The sequence below is a fragment of the Saonia flava genome (genome assembly GCF_011927795.1).
Lineage (GTDB): Bacteria > Bacteroidota > Bacteroidia > Flavobacteriales > Flavobacteriaceae > Saonia > Saonia flava.
Window position 1 is genome coordinate 415,832 of record NZ_JAATJJ010000001.1, and the last position, 18,542, is coordinate 434,373.

Consider the following 18,542-nt stretch of genomic DNA (forward strand, 5'->3'; position numbering starts at 1 on the left):
AAAAGGTTGGAAACCGTTCTTTTCTTATTAAAAAAACATAAATAGAAAGCAAAAAAAATACCGTGCAAGAGTCCCGCACCACTAGTTAGTATAAGAAGTATGTCTAAAAAGCTCAATCGAATATTTTTTCGAATTTAACCATTATCCTTTTTCTATGGTTCTATTTCCTTAATAAAAGAGACCAGGCCAATAAGGTCAACAAATTGACCGACCTTTCCTTGCATGGCTGCGATAATGCTATGCTTTGCTATTAGCACCCTATCAATTACCCTTTTTCCATCTTGTGATAGCTCCAGAACCTGCTCCTTTGCTTTTTCGGAGCCTTTTTGATGATAGGTCACCAATATATCCACTGCATGCTCCTCTGGGGTAATCTCTCTAAATTTTGGCCTATGCCCCATTTGTTTAACCATGGTTTCTGCAACAGACCAAACAGACCAAGGGTTTTGGCCCGTAACCAGGTTCTTGTCATGGCTAATTTTATCTAAATACATGTTCCCCGCATTAAAGCGTGCTCCTTGGTCCACCAGCTTATCCTCCAAAAGAAACGGGAAGATGGATGTCGCTTCTGGTATGAGCAATAATTCCTCGTCATTGGTAAAACCACTTACCGTTTTGTTCTTTAGTATGGATTCACCGTTGTCCAACACAACATTCACCAAAGCGGCCGGGCCATGGCACACTGCGCCAATAACTTTGTTGGATTGGTAATACTCCCGCACGATTGCTTGTATAGTTTTATTTTCAGGAAAATCGAACATAGCACCTTTACCGCCAACAAAGAAAACGGCCACATAACTTTCTGCTTCTACCTGATGTAATGGAATTGTATGGCCGGTTTTATATTGGGCGATGGAATCATTCATAAAGGCAAAATCATAGGATCCCATATCTTCATCATCGATTACCACAGGAGGTTCGCCGCCCAATGGGCTGGCAATATCCACCTCGTAACCATTGGCTTGGAACACATAATAAGCTCGGGCCAATTCTGTTAGTTCATAGCCTGTACTTTTTTCGCTGTCCCCCATTGTATAGGTACTTGTGACAACCGCTAAAATTTTGCCCCGTGGAGGCTGAATGTTTTCTGACACGTAGGGCAGTTGTTCTACCAATGTCATTTCTATTGCAGTATCTCTTAGGGGAAGTAAACTTTTAAACCATAGTCCAAAGGAAACGATTAAAATTAGGAAAGTGGCACAGGCAATGAGCACCCATTTAATAATTGGATATTTTTTTAACATGACGGTATTCTATTTTTTGATTCGAGTACAAATAAGGCCTCATTCTTGACAAAAGCATTGTGAATGATAATTCCGTCAGAATTAAAATGGGCGCATTAGTTTAAAAATCATGTGAGATACCTGCATGAGACGGGAGGGTATTATGCCTCATACTTCCCCTCGTTATAATCTGTACTTAAACCCTACCCTAACAATTTGGGTCTCAAAGAAGTTTTGGTATAATGCTGTAAATCCTTCATTTGTTAATCTTTGTTGAATACCAAACTTATTAAAGATATCACTAGCAGAAAATGTAAGTTCAGCTTTATTGCCCCATAAGCTTTTCCTTAACCCAAGGTCTACAGAGGACCTAGCCAGTTCCTCCCCTTGGGGAATATTCTTTTTGGAATAATAGACCCCTGTTAGTTGTATTGTAAAATCCTTGGGCAGATCAACTTCTGAAGTTAGTTTTCCTGTCCAAGCATTAGCCGATGACGCATCAATATAGAAAGGACGTTCAAACGGGAACAACAAGGTACCTTGATAAGCATCAATCTGGTTCTGCAACCAATTAAAGGTGCCAGAGACTTTCCATTGACTGGTAATATCTTGACTTGCCAATAGTTCCACACCTGTATTGGTAGCACTGCCTGTATTTTGGTAAATACGGTTCACAATATCATAATCTGGATTGGAATCATCAATGCTAAAAATACGCATGTACTGGTCTTGGGTCATTCTATGATAAACGGATGAAAATAAAGAGCCGTTGTCCCATGAATATTTATGGGCCAATTCAAAGGCATCCGTAAATTGTGGCCTTAAATAAGGATTACCCACTTTTAACAGTTCAGGGTCATCATATTTTGGAAAAACCCGTAGTTCTGGTTCTCCAGGGCGGTCAATACGACGGTTATAAAATATGGAAAATTTGTTATTGTCCCGTATCTTGTAGGTAAACCTAATACTTGGAAAAAGCTCAAAATAATCATAACTATCATTCTCGGGGTAATACCCGTTCACGGGGTCCACATCATAAAAAACCGAAGTTTCTTCTGCTCTTAAACCAGCTTCCACATCGTATTTCTCTTTTTCCAAAAGATAGTTGATATATCCAGCATACAGGTTTTCACCCCAGTCCGAAAAGGTTCCCAAATCTGGATATATAATAGATTGGTTTCCTGGCGTAATGGTATAATCCACAGGGAGTCTGCGAACACGAAGCTTTGCGCCCAATTCTAGTCGCCCCGATTGTAACGGCCGCACATAATCCGTAGAAAGACTTGTAGTGTTTTCTATGGCTTTAATATTGGTCATATCCCTACCTATACGGACAGCCGAGCTATCGTTTAAGGAATAGGTCTCATCTTCCAAACCTTGGGTATACTGTGCATTGGCACTTAGGGTATGCCCCGCTTGCTTAAAGGCATGCCTATAGTTTATGGCTGCATTAATGTAGCGGGTTACTTCCTCTTCCCGCCAAGTATAAAAGCGGTTTCTAGTGTTCGTGTTTAAATTAATAAAAGCAACTTGGGCGGTATCTATGTGTTTTTCCCGGTCATACAGTCCAGAAAACGTAAAACTATTTCTTTCGTCCAGTTCATAATCAATGCCTCCATTAATAATGGACCTAAATTGTTTTCTATTTTCCGGTACTTGGGAAATAATATTGCGACCATCATCATAATTTCTAGTCGTGAATTCATTATTTGGCAAAGCTTCTTGAAGAATGAATTCCGATTGTAAAAAGTAATTGGTCTTCTCCTTTTTATAATTCAGGTTTATGCTCGGAATCACTTTGGGATTGGCAGAAAAACTCCCCAAACTTGTCGGGGTGTCCTCTTTTCTTTTGCCCAAGGCACCCAATCCGAAAGAAAGCCCAACATCCCCATTGAGGCCGGTTTGTTTTTCTTTTTTATAAATAATGTTCACAATTCCGGCAAAACCATTGGCATCGTACTTTGCGGAAGGGTTATTGATGATTTCAATTTTCTCAATATTGGATGCGGGAATATTGGAAAGCCCTTTTTGATTCCCAAAACCTGTTAGACTGCTTTGCTTGCCATCTATTAGAACCACTACTTTATCACTACCCCGTAAAACTACTTTCCCATCTTGGTCAAAACTCACTCCGGGAAGTGTTTTCATGGCATCCAAGACGGAACCGCCAGACTGTGCAATGTTGTTGTCCAAGTTAAATGACTTCTTGTTTAAGTCGGCATTTGTGATTGCTTGCTCCCCTACCAGTTCCACTTCTTGGAGTGCTTCTGCACTTGGACTTAGCTCGATTTTTCCAAAATCAAAAATAGTGTTCAATCCACCTGCATTAAGAGTGCGTTCGGCAGTTTTAAAACCCAAGAATGAAAAATATAAGCGGTATTTGCCCAAAGGAAGTTGTAAAATTTCAAACCTTCCCTCTTCATTGGTAATGGCCCCACTCAATAGGATGTCATCATCAAATTGATGTATAGCAATATTGGCAAAGGACAAAGGTTCTGCCGTTTCCCCATCTATTAATTGTCCACTTATAGATACGGTTTCTTGGCCTATAAGAAGTAATGGGCTAATAAATAGTAATAGTGTAAGGAAAAATCGATGCATGCTATAGAAATGAATTTCTATCAAAAGTACATCTAAAATAGTTTAGGAATGGGAAAATTGGACAGTCCTAGTTCATATTTCTAATAGACAGGTTTTATAAAAGTAATTAAAGCATAATAGACTTTAATCAGTATAAAAAGGGTAGGGTTATTTTTCGTTGACTTCTACCAACTTATCATTTTCCCACTCACCACCTGCAACTAAATCCCCATCAGAAGCAAAAAAACTACCAACACCACTGCGTTTGTCCTGTTTCCATTCTCCTGCATATTTTTCACCATTGGGCCAATAATAAGTGCCAAACCCACTTCGTTTGTCATTTTTATAGGTGCCCACATAGTATTCACCATCTGGCCAGTAAAAAGTACCCTCTCCCTGTCTTTCGTTTTCTTTCCACTGACCTTCATAGCGACTGCCAGAGTCCAACAGCGCAATACCGAAGCCATTGGCTTTTCCATTTTTTACTTGACCCACGTAATGCAACTGGTTTCCTTTTTTGCTTTTAAACTTTAAGTACTCCCCAGATGACTTTTGCTTAAGTTGTTGCCTTACTTGTGCCAATTGCACCTGGGTCTTTTCCAATACAAAATTAATGGAATCATATTTTCGGGTTTCAGAAGGATATTCAGTTACCTTCTCCACCTCCTCATCCAAAAGCGGCTTTTCTTGTGCTTCTTTCTGCTCCTCAACCATTTTTTCCCCTAGCAATTTTTCAGCCAAAGCAATACGTAAGGGAATGGCCATTTTATTTTCTTTTTGCACATTTATGGATGTGCTGTACGATTCAATTGCTGCATTGTAATCCCCTTTTAACAAAATGGAATCCAATCGCGCCAATTCCTCATAATTGTTCAATCGTTCTACTAGGCCATCCTGTTGCTCCTTAACAAGTGCAAGTTGATTTTGTAGTGTATGTGATTTTGTGCTAAAAAAAAGGACGCCAGCCATGGCAATTGCAAGAGTTAAATAAAGAGATGCTTTTTTCATAAGTATATCGTACTAGCCCAATAACTACTTTACATACGGTCTAATCGTTCAAATGGATTTCGGGCAGTTTATTTTTTACCTTTCTAAAATCCGGGGAGTAATACATATGAAAACGAAGTGTCCATGCCTGTTTATAATATCCTCCATTGTAAAGGTCTTGTCCCTGGGAATACATAAGTCCGGCCGCAAAGGTTAATCGGGGTGTTGCTATATACCCAAAAGTAGTGGTTAAACGTAGGTCTTCCATGGGGCTTGCCACAACTTTTTTGCCGCTTTGCATAATTAGTTCGGCCTCTGGAGAAACATAAAACGTCTTGGGTTTTAATTTATGGTCGTTCAACGGAATCTTGGCCCTGAACATATAACGCCACCTATTTCTAAAAATATATTCACTGTTCTCTTCAAAACCTTGTGTCCATCTATGTTCAATCCTAATTCTATGATAAATCATAGCACTATAAAAAGGCATGGCAAATTGGTATTGATGCCAAATTCTCCATTCTGGAACCACATTCCTATCTTCGGAATCCTCATCTGTATTAAAATTAATGCGTACTACCCCTCCCAAACTAAAATTGGTCTTCTTGGAATAAATATACCCAATGGCATGCCTGTTGTAAATTTGTCCTATCTGACCTACAAATGGAGTGTCCTCAGTCTCCTGAAAACGAAAATGGGTTTGGGCATCCCAAAAAAAACGTTTTCCTATTCGGATATTTCCATAGGTATTCAACCACACTTTGGTCTTTGGGTCCTTATATTTGGAATACTCAGGGAGCACTACTTGTTCATCTTGCCCAGTAACGGTATTGGGAAGACCTACTAAGAATACGACCAGCCAAATAAAAATAGTGTATTTAGTGCTCATTCTTACCTTCTTTTGCCACGGATGGTTGGTGAAACAACTTTATGATTTCGTTGGGGTCCTTCTCTTTTCGAAGTTTGCGCTCCAATTTTTTAGTATCCTCCTCCCGTAGTTCAAGCATTCGTTCATTTATGAATTTGATAGCACTATCTAAATCCCCTACATTTTCACAAGTAAGTTGTGTCTTTGCTTCTTCTAGAAAATGGGGTATCAATATTTTAGAGTAGGCCGCCCCTATTCTTTTCTTGACTTCTTCTTCCATCACATTGGCCATAAAAGGGTTCCAAACAGCGTCTTGATATGCAGTGTTGATTTCTTCTGTCTTATCAGGAAGCGAAAGCAAAGTATTTGTTAGCATGGCGTATTGTGACAAACACTTTTGAATCTTGTTCCCGTAGGTCAACTTTTCTTCAGGATTTTCTATGGACGCATATTCGTTTAAATGGGAATCGGCCAAAGATTTGATGTTTAATAAAGTATGTTGATATGGAGCGGAAAACGTACTAGAGACTGAATCTATTTGGGCCACCAAGGATTCGTTTTGTTCTATAAGTCCTTGCTCTACTCCATTTAGCATCTGTAATTGTTCATGGTCTGTTAAGTGACTGGAAAGTTTTTCTGAAATTGCTTTCATGCTTAAGGTAGCATAGTTCGTTATTTGGTAGAGCGCATTAAGGTTGTTTCCTTTAAAATCAAAATCAGTCGCGTTTGGCAATTCAAATGTTCGTGTATTGCCATCAACTGGGACTTTAATATGGGTATTGGGTATTCCATTGGGCCACAATTGGTCAAGGAAATGGACTAGGTTTATGTATTCTATAATGCCCGCCTCTTTCAAGGCAATCAGTTTTTCTATGGGTATAATAAATTCCTCTGAAAATACTTGGATAGTATTATAATGGAACAAAACATCTTCGTTTGTCCGCTTAACTATATTTAGATGACCATTGCGCAAATGGGTGTTACGAATCTCCTTCGCAGATTTCAAATCACTATCAATTTTTTCAAGTACGGATATCTGTTCGGAGTCTAAAGGAAAATAGGGCACCTTTACTTTAAACTCAGGTTCAAAATTAGATGACCCCAATTGTGTTAATAGAGTGTCTATTTTTTGATAATAATCTATATTTTGTGATAGTAAGCCAAAAATGCCCTTTTTAAAATCTAGAGTACCTTCTGTAGATATGGTAGCCTTCAATACCTGAATATAGGCATCGTTCAAGGGTATCGTCTTAGTTTCATCATATTTATCCTTAAAGATGGGGATTACAGTTGGTGTCCCATCTTCAACACTTATGATTTTTCGTAGAAGTCCCTCCTCAAAGAACCAACTCTCATTAGTGTTTATATCATCTGTGCTATAGGCAGACCACTCATCATGTGCAAGCCCGTCCCTAAGAAAACGTCCGACCAAAGTATAGCTATCATTTTCTATGTGAAAATTTTGTTGGGGAACCCCTTCATTAAAAAGAAAACTGCTTTTAAAGAGAACTTTCTCTATTTCAGAGTTTTTAATCTGGCTCACTTGATAATCCCATGGACCTTCGGGCATTCCATTCTCCATGGCACCCTTTCCTTCTTCTTGCACACCGCTAATCAGGACTCTATATTCATAGTCCACTACATTGCTTTGGCTCCCAGATTGATACTCCCCAAATTGAAATACCCAAGGACCTGTGGCCTGGCCATTTTCAAAACCTCCCCTGAACAAAAAGGAGCTGTCCTCCTTATTTAATAAAGCGTTCAAATTGGATTGCTCTATTTCAAAAGTGCCATGGAGCACAGTATCATTTTCTACAATTTTGAAGGTGTAATTGGCAAGTCCCTCATACTTTCCTAGTTTTAATGGACTTTTGAACAAATAGGTCTCTTGTCCCAGCAAATTCTCAGAGATAAAAAAACTACAAAAAAAAGAAAGCAATAAAAAAAAGGATGAAATTCGAAACCGAATCATACGGTAAAAAAAGCTAGTCATAAATATAGTGTTACTTCTTTTACGAGAATAAAAGGCAGTTTGGATTTTAAAAATCCATTTTAATTTACAAGAAAATCTTGACCTTAATAAATATGATATGAAAGACTTTTTAAGGTTTATATCAATAGAACTGGCTATCCATGCCCTAAATTAAAGAACATATTCTTTTTATGTTTTTTTTAGTGGGACAAAAATTATTCTACATTAAAACTCCATACTTGCCCTATTGTTTGGCCTTCCTTATCGTCTTTTACAACAATTTTCCAATAATAAGCTGTTGAGGCAACTGCATCTATGTTATAACTTGTAGTTTCTTGATTCTCTGACACTAGGGTTGTAGGAGGGTTTTCCGTTCCAAAATAAACATCAAATGTTAGGGGGTCATCATCGGCATCACTTGCAGCCCACTCTAATTCTACCGTGCCTTGAGCTTTCGTTGCATTTAATAAGGGTTTTACCAATTCAGGAGCAAAGGGCAAATAGTTGTTTATACCTTCGCCTTCCGTGTAGAAATTAAATGTTTGGGAATAATCGCTTTCTGCATTTTCCGTATCTATTGCCTTCACCCTCCAATAGTAAGCAATTCCCTTTTCCAAGGTAAAGGTTTGGATAGTTGGTGTGCCGGTTGTTGTATGGGTTATTTCAGAAAATTGATTGTCCGTGGATACTTCAATTAGATAGGTGATTGTATCTCCATTACTATCGGTAGAGGCACTCCATTCAAAATCCAAGGTATTATCTATACAAAGCAAATTGTTTGTAGGATATACCAAGCTAGGCACTGTAGGGGCTTCATTTACCTCATCAGGTGTAGGTGGTGGGGGTGATTTATCAGTCTCACCTCCCTCTGAACTTGTACAAGACCACATACCAACAACCAATAAACTTATATATAAGAATTTCTTCATAACTCTACTGTTTTACAATTTTTAAGGTTATAGGCTCATGTAAATGTACTTTAGCCAAATAAACACCTTTAGGCAGATTTTCAATATCCAATTTTGCCCTTCCTCCAACAATGGAATAACTACGGCTTGAAATAAGCTGTGAATCAGTGGTAAATAAATCTATTGTTACCTCCGATTGAAAAATGGGTAATGATATTTCAAAAAAGTCTGTGGTTGGGTTAGGGTAGGCACTTATTATAATAGGGCCCTCAACCATCTGTGAAAAGATTCCCTCACATACTTTATCCGTTGCCACTTCTACAAAATCCCCTTGTTGTACATCTACAGAAATTTCCTTTAAATAGGTCTCCATTATTTTTTCACCATTTACCGACACGTAGTATGGGGCTGTTCCCTGCTCCATGGTAATAGCCATTTTCCCATTTTCCACTGTAGATTTTCCTGAAATATCGGCCGCTTCGGTCAACTCTAGGGCATAGCATTGCTCAAAAGCCTGTGAAGGAACGGTTATGCAAATATCATATGCTCCAGGAACCAAGTCAGACACAACTAGGGTATCTGTAAAATCATAATTGGTACCATTGATTGTAGCTACATAATCATAAATCTCTATAGCTGTAATTTTAATTTGGGCATTATCTTGGTCTGGACAGGTTTCGGCAATACTTTCAATAGCGAAGTTATTGGCAAACGAAATTAGGCACCCCTTATCGTTTACAATTCCACCTATTGGAGTGTTTAAACATTCATCCAAATGGTCCATAACACCGTCGCTGTCATTATCTGCATTACAGTTAACATTCTTCCCACCATCAATAATGGTCCAGCCATAGTTGTCAATAAGATATTGTTTGGAAACTTCTCCATCACAATATTCAATACCAACAGCTCCTAATTGAACACCATTTTGTACTAATGTTGATTGACTCCAGGCAACTAATAGTCTATCATAGTTTTCCGTGGCCAATCCAGAATCGTCAAACATAGAAAACATTTCAGTAGTATTTGATATATCCCAATTACTAATGTCCTGATTAAATGATGTTGCGCCTTTAAATATAGAACCCATGTTTTGCACTAATCCTACATTCCAGCTGCTAATATTTTGATTAAATACCTTATTATCAACAAACATTCCATACATAGAGGTAACTGCACTAGTATTCCAACCACTTATATCTTGGTTAAACGCAGAAGCCCGAAACAAGCCATTCATGTTAGTAACATTACTTACATTCCAATTATTTATATCCTGATTAAATGAGCTAGCGTTATAAAATAATGACTCCATATTTGTTACATTCCCCACATTCCAACTACCAATATCTTGATTAAATGAATTGGCCACTTGAAACATCCTTGACATATTAACAACATTACTTACATCCCAATTATTTAAGGGTTGATTAAACAAAGTAGCCCTAGAGAATAACTGTTGCATATTTTCAACAGAAGAAGTGTCCCAATCATTTATGCTGGAATTAAAAATCAAAGAACTTGTTTCGCCAAACATAGTATTTAAAGATGTTACACCTGATAGGTCAGGAGCATCTATGGCAATCACATCCAAATTATTGCATCCATAAAATGCAAACTCCATTGAATTCCATTTATTGGTTCCCCACTGGTCAACAGATACTATTTTAGACCTATCACCTTGGTTATAAAAAAATATTCTAGGGAAATTTCCTGTTATTGAAATAGTATATGTTCCGCTAAAACCGTATGTATGGGTAATATCACCTACAACTTCTGAAGTTGATGTTCCATCGCCCCAATCTACGGCATAATTGTAGCTTTCACCAGGATAGGTAGGTATTGTTATTTGATTGTCTTCCGAAGCTCCCGGATTATCAGTTTTCCATGTTGTAATAAAAAACGAAGAATCCAAACAATTCTTACCCGCATCATCAAAACTCCAAAAGTAATTGTCAATCAAGTACTGTTTTGCTCCTTCTCCATGGCAATAAGAACTGGTGCCAGCGCTAAGATGAACCCCTATCTTTAAAGTTGGTAATTGGGCCCAACCAATAAGAGTTTTATCATAATTGGTTGTTGAAAGACCGGTTGAGTCAAACATCAAATTCATATTGACAACATTTTGAATGTCCCAATTTCCAAGGTTTTGATCGAAAGATTCCGCTTCATCAAACATCCACATCATATTGGTAACATTACCAACATCCCAAAGAGAAATATCTTGATTAAACATATATGCCCTGTGGAACATTCCAACCATGCTTGTTACGTTGCCAACATTCCATTTACCAATATCAGTATTAAATGAAATAGCAGTGTTGAACATATTTTCCATGGCTAACACGTTGGAAACATCCCATGATGAAATATCTTGATTAAAATTATCCGTATTGTGAAACATGGAAGCCATGTCCGTCACATTTGAAACATCCCAAGTAGATATATCTTGATTAAATACTTTATTTCCATTAAACATACCGCCCATATCTTCCACACTACTTACATCCCAATTTCCAATGTTTCCATTAAAATTACTACCGGCAAACATTCCTTCCATATCCTTTACATTACTAACATTCCAGTTTCCAATGTTCTGATTAAATGATAGAGCATGTCCAAACATAGATGACATATTATCAACATTTCCCATATCCCAATTAGAAATGTCTTGATTAAAATTCTCTGCGTAAGCAAACATAGATGACGCATTACTTATATTGGACATGTCCCACTGGGCAAAGCTTGTATTTCCTACTAAAGAAATACAATTAGAAAACATACCAGAGGCGGATACCGTTTCAGAAAAATCAGGAATATCTTCGGCCACAACATCTAAATTAGAGCAGCCAGCAAAGGAAGAAGCTGCAAATTGCCATTTATTTGTCCCCCATTGATTTACCTCAATTATTTTTTCCGGATCTACAGAATCGCCAAAGTTTATCCAAGGAAAATTGCCAGAAATTGCCACGGTATATGTTCCAGGAGTATCATAAGTGTGCATATGATCACCTGTTAAACCTATATCAGATGTTCCATCTCCCCAATCTACTGAGTAATTGTATACAATGCCATATTCCGCAGCTGTTGGGATTGTAATTTGATTATCGTCTGATGCCCCATTATTATCTGTTTTCCAGGTAGTTATAAAATAGGTGTTAGAACAATCCTTACCAGCATCATTAATTGTCCAACCATAATCCTCTATCAGTTTTTGCCTGGCATCCTCGGATAAGCAATATTCACTGTTTCCTGCATTAAAGATTATATTGGATTGAAGGCTTGGCAAACTACTCCAGCCTTTCAAAAGACTATCATAATTTATAGTAGATAATTCAACCCCCTCAAACATCGAAGACATATCCACAACTTTGGAAATATTCCAATCTCCTATATCTTGGTTGAAAGATGTTGCGTCCTTAAACATTTCGTGCATGTTGGTAACATTCTCAACATTCCATTTAGCTATATTCTGATTAAAGGAGGATGCTCCTAAAAACATACTTCCCATATTGGTAATATTACTAGTATTCCAATTACTAAGGTCTCTATTAAATCCCTTTGCTTCATAAAATACACCAATCATATTAGTAACATTTCCAACATCCCAAACCCCCACATCTTGATTAAATATATTGGTCCGAGCAAAAATGGAGTTCATGTCTGTTACATTCGAAACATTCCAAAGTGTAATATCCTGATTAAACGAAGTCGCACCAGAAAACATTGAACTTATATTATTGGCACTTGACATGTCCCAATTTCCAATATTCTGATCAAAAGAGGTGCAGTTATAAAACATTGCTTCAAAATATGTTACATTACTAACATCCCAACTACTTATATCTTGATTAAAAGAAGTGGCTCCACCAAACATAGAGCCCATTTGAGTTACGCTAGATACGTTCCAATTGCTTATGTCCTTATTAAAAGAAGTGGCTCCTTTAAATGTTACACTCAAAGATTTTACTTTACCTAAGTCCCAACCACCTATATCTTTGTTAAAAAGGGAGGCATTATTAAAAACACCCGTTAAGTCGACAACATTTGATATGTCCCAACCACTTATGTCTTGATTAAATAAATGGCAGTCACCAAACAAAAAACCCAAGCTACTTACCCCAGAGGTGTCCCAATCTCCTATTGAGGGGTTTAAAACCAGTGAAGAACAATGCCTAAACATTGAATTTATGCGGTAGACATTTGACAAATCTGGAATATCCGTTGCCAAAACATCGAGATTAGAACATCCAGCAAATGCCTGTTCCATGGATTTCCATTGGTTGGTACCCCACTGGTTAATAACAACTAATTTTTCCCTATCATTCTTTGATTCATATGGTAGTGAATTAAAATAAATTCTGGGAAATTCTCCTGAAATAGAAACTTGATATGTACCAGGTTCCAAATAAGTATGCATTGCATCCCCAGTAAAATTAGACTCTATAATTCCATCTCCCCAATCTACTGTATAATCATATATTTCACCGGGATAAGTTGGTATTATAATTTGATTGTCTTCAGAACTTCCAGGGTTATCTGTTTTCCAAGTGGTTATAAAAGCTGAGGAGTTTTGGCAATTTTTACCGGCATCATCTATAATCCAACCATAGGTATCCACTAGATTTTGCCTGGCAGTTTCACCATCACAATACTCAATTCCACTAGCTCCTAATTGAACTCCACTTTGTAGCAATGGCAAATTACCCCATCCTTTTAAAATTTTATCGTAATTGTATGGAGAAAGACCAGAACCATCGAACATGCCATCCATGTTTTCCACTTTTCCTATGTTCCAATTTTCTAAATTTTGGTTGAAAGAAGTTGCATTTTCGAACATTCTATCTAGGTATCGAATATTACTGACATCCCAATTCTCTATAGGTTGATTAAACTGTGTAGCTCCAGAAAACATACTAGGTGCTGACATCGTTATATAACTTAAATCCCATGAAGCCATACTTTCATTACCCTTGAGTGATGTACACCCATAAAACATATAGGAGAGGTGAATATCTTTAGAAAAATCTGGAATATCTGTTGCCAACACATCCAAATTTGAACAACCTGCAAAAGCAAAAGACATAGATATCCATCGATTAGTTCCCCATTGATCTATGGAAATAATTTTATCAGTATCTGAGGTATTTTTAGGAAATTGATAAGTGTAATCTTCACCGCTATTATTAAAATAAATATGTGGAAATCTACCTGATATGGACACTTGATAGGTGCCAGGCTCAGCATAGGTATGCGTAATATCTTCTGTAATACCCGTATCACTGGTACCATCACCCCAATCTACATTGTAATTATATATTTCTCTCGGATTTGTCGGTATGGTAATCTGATTATCTTCCGAGGGACCTGGATTATCCGTTTTCCATGTAGTAACAAAGGGACGGTACTCTTCACAGTTTTCACCTTGGTCCACAATAGACCAATTATATGTTGAAATTAAAAGTTCCCGGGCATCTTTTGCTAAACAATACTGCACATCTTTTGCCCCTAATTGTGTTCCATTTTGCAAGGATGGCAGTTGACTCCAAGCAATCAATATGTTATCATAATTTTCTCTTGACAAATCATTATCGTCAAATATGTTCGACATATCGGTTACATTTCCAATGTTCCATGAAGATATATCTTGATTAAAACTACATTGGCTCAACATATGCCTCATAGAGGTAACATTGCTGACATCCCAGTTGGAAATATCTTGGTCAAAATAGGTGCTGTTGAACATAAAGTCCATATTAGTAACACTACTTACATTCCATCCTGTAACATCTTTGTTAAAATTTGAAGATCCAAACATACCCGTCATATTGGTTACATTGCTTACATCCCAAGTGCTAATATCAAAATTGAAAGGACTGCTAAAAAACATATAAGACATATTCTTTACATTGCTTACATTCCATTGGGATATATCCTGATAAAAAGAAGATTTATCAAACATATTAGACATATCCGTAATGGTACTTACATCCCAATCATTGAAATTTTCAATGCCATTGAAATTAGGGAATTCACGATTGCCTGAATTATCGAAAGCATAAATGCAATAGAAAAACATTCTTCTTAAACTTGTAACATTGGATAGGTCTGGGATATCATTGGCCGCCACCGATAAATTGCTACATCCTGCAAAAGCAGATTCCATAGAAGCCCATTGATTACTGCCCCATTGGTTAATGGTGAGAATTTTATCTTTATCACCTGTTTCGTTAAAAAATATTCTTGGAAAGGTTCCGCTAATGGAAACATAATACGTACCCGGCTCTATATATGTGTGGGTAATGTCCCCAGAAACATTGCTATCGACATTGCCATCACCCCAATCAACCAAATAGTCATAAGTTTCCCCAGAGAATGTTGGTATTGTAATTTGGTTGTCTGCCGAAGTTCCAGGATTATCTGTTTTCCATTTCGTCACAAATTGATTTGGCAAAAAACAAACTTCCCCTCCATCAGTAATAATCCAACCATGATTGTTGATCAAATCTTCTTTGCCAGCCTTACCGTCACAATATTCACTGTTTCCTGCATTAAAAAATACGTTATCCTGAATTTGTGGTAAGGTTGACCAAGCGGTTAAAATGTTGTCATATATATTCTTGGACATTCCTATTTCCAAAAACATATCGTCCATACTAGTGACATTGGTAATGTTCCATAAAGAAACGTCCTGTTTAAAGGTATCCGCACGGTGGAACATATTATCCATCAAGGTTACTTTACTAACGTCCCAATTACTTAAATCTTGGTTAAAGGAATACGCATATTGGAACATTCTTGTCATATCCGTTACAGAAGATACATCCCAATTGTTGAGAGGACGGTTGAAAGAAGTGGCCCCATTAAACATACCAGACATATTGGTTACTTTGCTAACATTCCATGAAGAAATATCTTCTCTAAAACCAAAAGCGTAATAAAACATGTTGGACGTGTTCGTCACATTGGACATGTCCCAAGCATTCAATGGTTGGTTAAAGGATTCTGCTTTTCGAAACATTGACCCCATATTGGTGACCTGACTTACATCCCAGTTGGAAATGTTTTGATTGAAGGCCATTGCACCATCAAACATTAAAGACATATCTGTAACACTAGATACATCCCAGCTTCCTAATGGTTGGTTGAACGCTTTAGAATTTGAAAACATCCAGCCCATTTGGGTTACATTGGCAACATTCCAATTCTCAATATTCTGATTAAAAGAGTCCGTTCCTGCAAACATTGCCCACATAATTTTTACATTACTTACATCCCAATTTCCTATATCTTGATTAAAAGAAGAGGCATTAAAAAACATTGCGGGCATATTTTCTACATTGCTTACATCCCAGTTTCCAATTGGAGCATTAAAATTGGTACACGAATTGAACATGCTATCCATATTTGATATGGTTGAAACATTCCAATTATTGAAAGCAGAAGTTCCCACTAGCATAAAACATCCACTAAACATTTGGTTTGTTGAAGTGACTTTGGAAAGGTTGGGACTATCATTTGCCAAAACATCTAAATTTTTACAACCACTAAATGCCTCTTGGGCCGCAACCCATTCAATATCCCCCCATTGATCGACGGATATTATCTTTTCATTATCACCCCAATTCTTAAAATAAAAACCTGGGAAGTTCCCAGTAATTTCTATAGTATAAGTACCTGGATTGGTATACGTATGGCTTAAATTAGAGCTATTGGCATATGTGTTACTTGTACCATCTCCCCAATTAATAATTACTTCGCCAAAATTTCCATAATAGGATGGAATGGTAATTTGGTTGTCTGCCGAAGTTCCAGGATTATCTGTTTTCCAAGTGGTTATAAATTCTGTCTGGGCATTGGCAAATAAAGAAATAAGGCCAAAAAAAAGAATTGGAATAATTTTTTTCATGGTATATGATTGGTTGGGTATAAGTGTTTAAATCTAAACATTTAAAATAACAAAAGTTTATTTTTCACGATAAGCTGTAAAAAAAAACTTTCAACTCCAGACAATACCCAACCTAGCAATAATCTGTGGCAAAAACCATTTGTTTTAGAAATTGTACTTTAGATATGGATAGCTCCCCCTCACATATATACAGTATTGATGAAAAATAAATCCATCAACAAAATTGTAGCCATTACCACAATGGCACTAGCTGTTTCTTTGGTTCAAGGGCAAGACTATTTGGACCTGGTAAGTATTTCCTATTTCAACACGCCATCCAATAGTTTTAAAAATAGCCAACAATCTACGCAATTGCAGCAATTGGATATGCAATTGGACTTTCCCATAGTAGCCAATGAAAAAATGGTATTTCTTACTGGTTTTTCTTCTCAAGCCAACACACTATTATTGAATCCTGATAATGAATCTGAAAGCACGATTGGATTTATGGCCGTGGAAATGGGAATAAATCTAGTACATTCAGAAAAAATATCTGGCACCTATTTGGTCATTCCAAAATTAGCTTCCGATTTTGGCTCTATTAATAAAAAAGATTTTCAGCTTGGATTTCTAGGGTTGATCAATCTGAAGAAAACTGAACATTTAAGCTACAAATTTGGTCTCTATGTAAATACGGAGAAGTTTGGACTTTTCCTAGTTCCCTTGCTAGGTTCCTATTATAAGAGCCCCAACAACAAACTTGAAGTAAATGCCATTTTACCAGCTTCGGTAGATGTAAATTACAAAATCACACCTACTATATGGGCGGGAATCTATTTTGAAAGTCTTTCCGGTAGCTATTATCTTAACAACAACCATGTAAACAGTAGCAACCAATATGTAAACAAGTCGTCGAATGAGCTTTATCTTTATTTAGGTATTCCATTGACAAAGTCACTCATTCTAAAACCTAAACTTGGTCATAGTATTGGAAGAGCCTACAGAACATTTGATGTAAATGACAAAGTATCCTTTTCCCTAAGTTCAATTTATTTTGGTGACAATAGAACCCAATTAAACCAAGATTTTAAAGATGGCCCAATAGTAGAATTGGAACTTGTCTATAGATTTCACTTCAAAAAATAGAACTCTTTTCCTGTTTATTTAAATGATTATTTTCCATTGCGTAAAATTCACATACATTCCTTACTTTTAAGCAACTTAAAATTTAACTAATAAACATGAAAAAATCATTTTTAAAATTTCCCTTAAAATTAATACTGGCGGTATTGGTATTGGGAAGCTCATTCTCTGCCATTGCCCAAGAAAAATTGGGTGGATTGGCCCTTTATACTGTTCGTGATGCTATGGGCAAAGATGCCAAAGGAACTTTGCAAGCTGTTGCCGATGCCGGTTATAAAAATATTGAAGCTGCCGGATATGAGAACGGAACGTATTATTCCATGTCTCCAACGGCTTTTAAGGCCATGCTGAAAGAATTAAAGCTAAAACCAATGAGCACACACCAGTCTTCCATAACATTGGATAAGGCCGATGTCATGTTTGCAGATGCAAAAGCTGCTGGTTTTAAATATTTTGTAGTGCCCGTACCTCCTATGGGGTATTTTAAATACTACCAAGAAACACAAAGCATGGGAATGACATGCAGCAATGAAGAATTAGCTACTATTCTTACCACTTTGGGGAAAAAGGCTAAAACATACGGACTTAAATTATTGTACCACAATCATGATTTTGAGTTTAAAAAAGATAAGGATGGCATTGTACCCATAGAGTATTTATTGGAGAACACCGACCCCAAATATGTGAATTTTCAAATGGATTTATTTTGGGTGACCAAAGCAGGTGCAGACCCAGTTGATTACTTTAATAAATACCCAAAACGTTTTAAAAGCTGGCATGTTAAGGACATGGATGACGAAGGTAGATTTGCACCAGTGGGCAACGGAAACATTGATTTTGAAAAAATCCTTGCCAATAAAAAACTTTCTGGCATGAAATATTATATGGTGGAACAGGACAGGACTTTTAATATGGAACCCTTGGAAGCTATAAAAGTGAGTAGAAAAGCCCTTAAGCAAATAGGATTTAAATAGTA

The 18,542-nt window shown here is 37.0% G+C and carries 9 protein-coding genes; 2 read left to right on the forward strand and 7 right to left on the reverse strand.

Annotated elements, in window-relative coordinates; genetic code table 11:
• Positions 1 to 152 precede the first annotated feature (152 nt).
• The 7 genes from GGR42_RS01990 to GGR42_RS02020 all read right to left on the reverse strand — a co-directional run bounded on the left by GGR42_RS01990 (position 153) and on the right by GGR42_RS02020 (position 16,444).
• Entirely contained in the window at positions 153 to 1,244 is a 1,092-nt protein-coding gene (locus tag GGR42_RS01990; RefSeq protein ID WP_167960327.1) for a type 1 glutamine amidotransferase domain-containing protein, read from the reverse strand.
• A gap of 162 nt (positions 1,245 to 1,406) precedes the next feature.
• Positions 1,407 to 3,824: an outer membrane beta-barrel protein gene (locus GGR42_RS01995; protein ID WP_167960329.1), complete on the reverse strand. Its 2,418-nt coding sequence runs from the start codon at positions 3,822 to 3,824 to the stop codon at positions 1,407 to 1,409.
• Positions 3,825 to 3,971: 147 nt separating this feature from the next.
• Complete coding sequence (locus GGR42_RS02000; RefSeq protein WP_167960331.1) at positions 3,972 to 4,811, reverse strand: MORN repeat-containing protein; 840 nt, start codon at positions 4,809 to 4,811, stop codon at positions 3,972 to 3,974.
• Between the two features lie 40 nt (positions 4,812 to 4,851).
• Positions 4,852 to 5,679, reverse strand: coding sequence for a DUF2490 domain-containing protein (locus tag GGR42_RS02005; protein ID WP_167960333.1), 828 nt, complete (start codon positions 5,677 to 5,679; stop codon positions 4,852 to 4,854).
• Positions 5,669 to 7,558 carry a hypothetical protein gene (locus GGR42_RS02010; protein WP_167960335.1) on the reverse strand — a complete coding sequence of 630 codons (1,890 nt, stop codon included), beginning with the start codon at positions 7,556 to 7,558 and terminating at the stop codon, positions 5,669 to 5,671. The genes GGR42_RS02005 and GGR42_RS02010 overlap by 11 nt, the downstream gene beginning before the upstream one ends.
• A 287-nt stretch (positions 7,559 to 7,845) precedes the next feature.
• Complete coding sequence (locus tag GGR42_RS02015; RefSeq protein ID WP_167960337.1) at positions 7,846 to 8,559, reverse strand: fibronectin type III domain-containing protein; 714 nt, start codon at positions 8,557 to 8,559, stop codon at positions 7,846 to 7,848.
• 4 nt (positions 8,560 to 8,563) lie between these two features.
• Positions 8,564 to 16,444, reverse strand: a complete 7,881-nt coding sequence (locus tag GGR42_RS02020; RefSeq protein ID WP_167960339.1) for a BspA family leucine-rich repeat surface protein — start codon at positions 16,442 to 16,444, stop codon at positions 8,564 to 8,566.
• A gap of 198 nt (positions 16,445 to 16,642) precedes the next feature.
• On the opposite strand from GGR42_RS02020, the gene GGR42_RS02025 reads away from it, so the two are divergent.
• A complete protein-coding gene (locus tag GGR42_RS02025; RefSeq protein ID WP_167960340.1) occupies positions 16,643 to 17,569 on the forward strand; it encodes a hypothetical protein in 927 nt (308 codons plus the stop codon).
• Positions 17,570 to 17,664: 95 nt separating this feature from the next.
• Positions 17,665 to 18,540, forward strand: coding sequence for a sugar phosphate isomerase/epimerase family protein (locus GGR42_RS02030; protein WP_167960342.1), 876 nt, complete (start codon positions 17,665 to 17,667; stop codon positions 18,538 to 18,540).
• Positions 18,541 to 18,542 lie beyond the last annotated feature (2 nt).

Bases quoted from the DNA above. Each gene is read 5' to 3' on its own strand.
- GGR42_RS01990 (WP_167960327.1), bottom strand. From the start codon at position 1,244: ATGTTAAAAAAATATCCAATTATTAAATGGGTGCTCATTGCCTGTGCC.
- GGR42_RS01995 (WP_167960329.1), bottom strand. From the start codon at position 3,824: ATGCATCGATTTTTCCTTACACTATTACTATTTATTAGCCCATTACTT.
- GGR42_RS02000 (WP_167960331.1), bottom strand. From the start codon at position 4,811: ATGAAAAAAGCATCTCTTTATTTAACTCTTGCAATTGCCATGGCTGGC.
- GGR42_RS02005 (WP_167960333.1), bottom strand. From the start codon at position 5,679: ATGAGCACTAAATACACTATTTTTATTTGGCTGGTCGTATTCTTAGTA.
- GGR42_RS02015 (WP_167960337.1), bottom strand. From the start codon at position 8,559: ATGAAGAAATTCTTATATATAAGTTTATTGGTTGTTGGTATGTGGTCT.
- GGR42_RS02020 (WP_167960339.1), bottom strand. From the start codon at position 16,444: ATGAAAAAAATTATTCCAATTCTTTTTTTTGGCCTTATTTCTTTATTT.
- GGR42_RS02025 (WP_167960340.1), top strand. From the start codon at position 16,643: ATGAAAAATAAATCCATCAACAAAATTGTAGCCATTACCACAATGGCA.
- GGR42_RS02030 (WP_167960342.1), top strand. From the start codon at position 17,665: ATGAAAAAATCATTTTTAAAATTTCCCTTAAAATTAATACTGGCGGTA.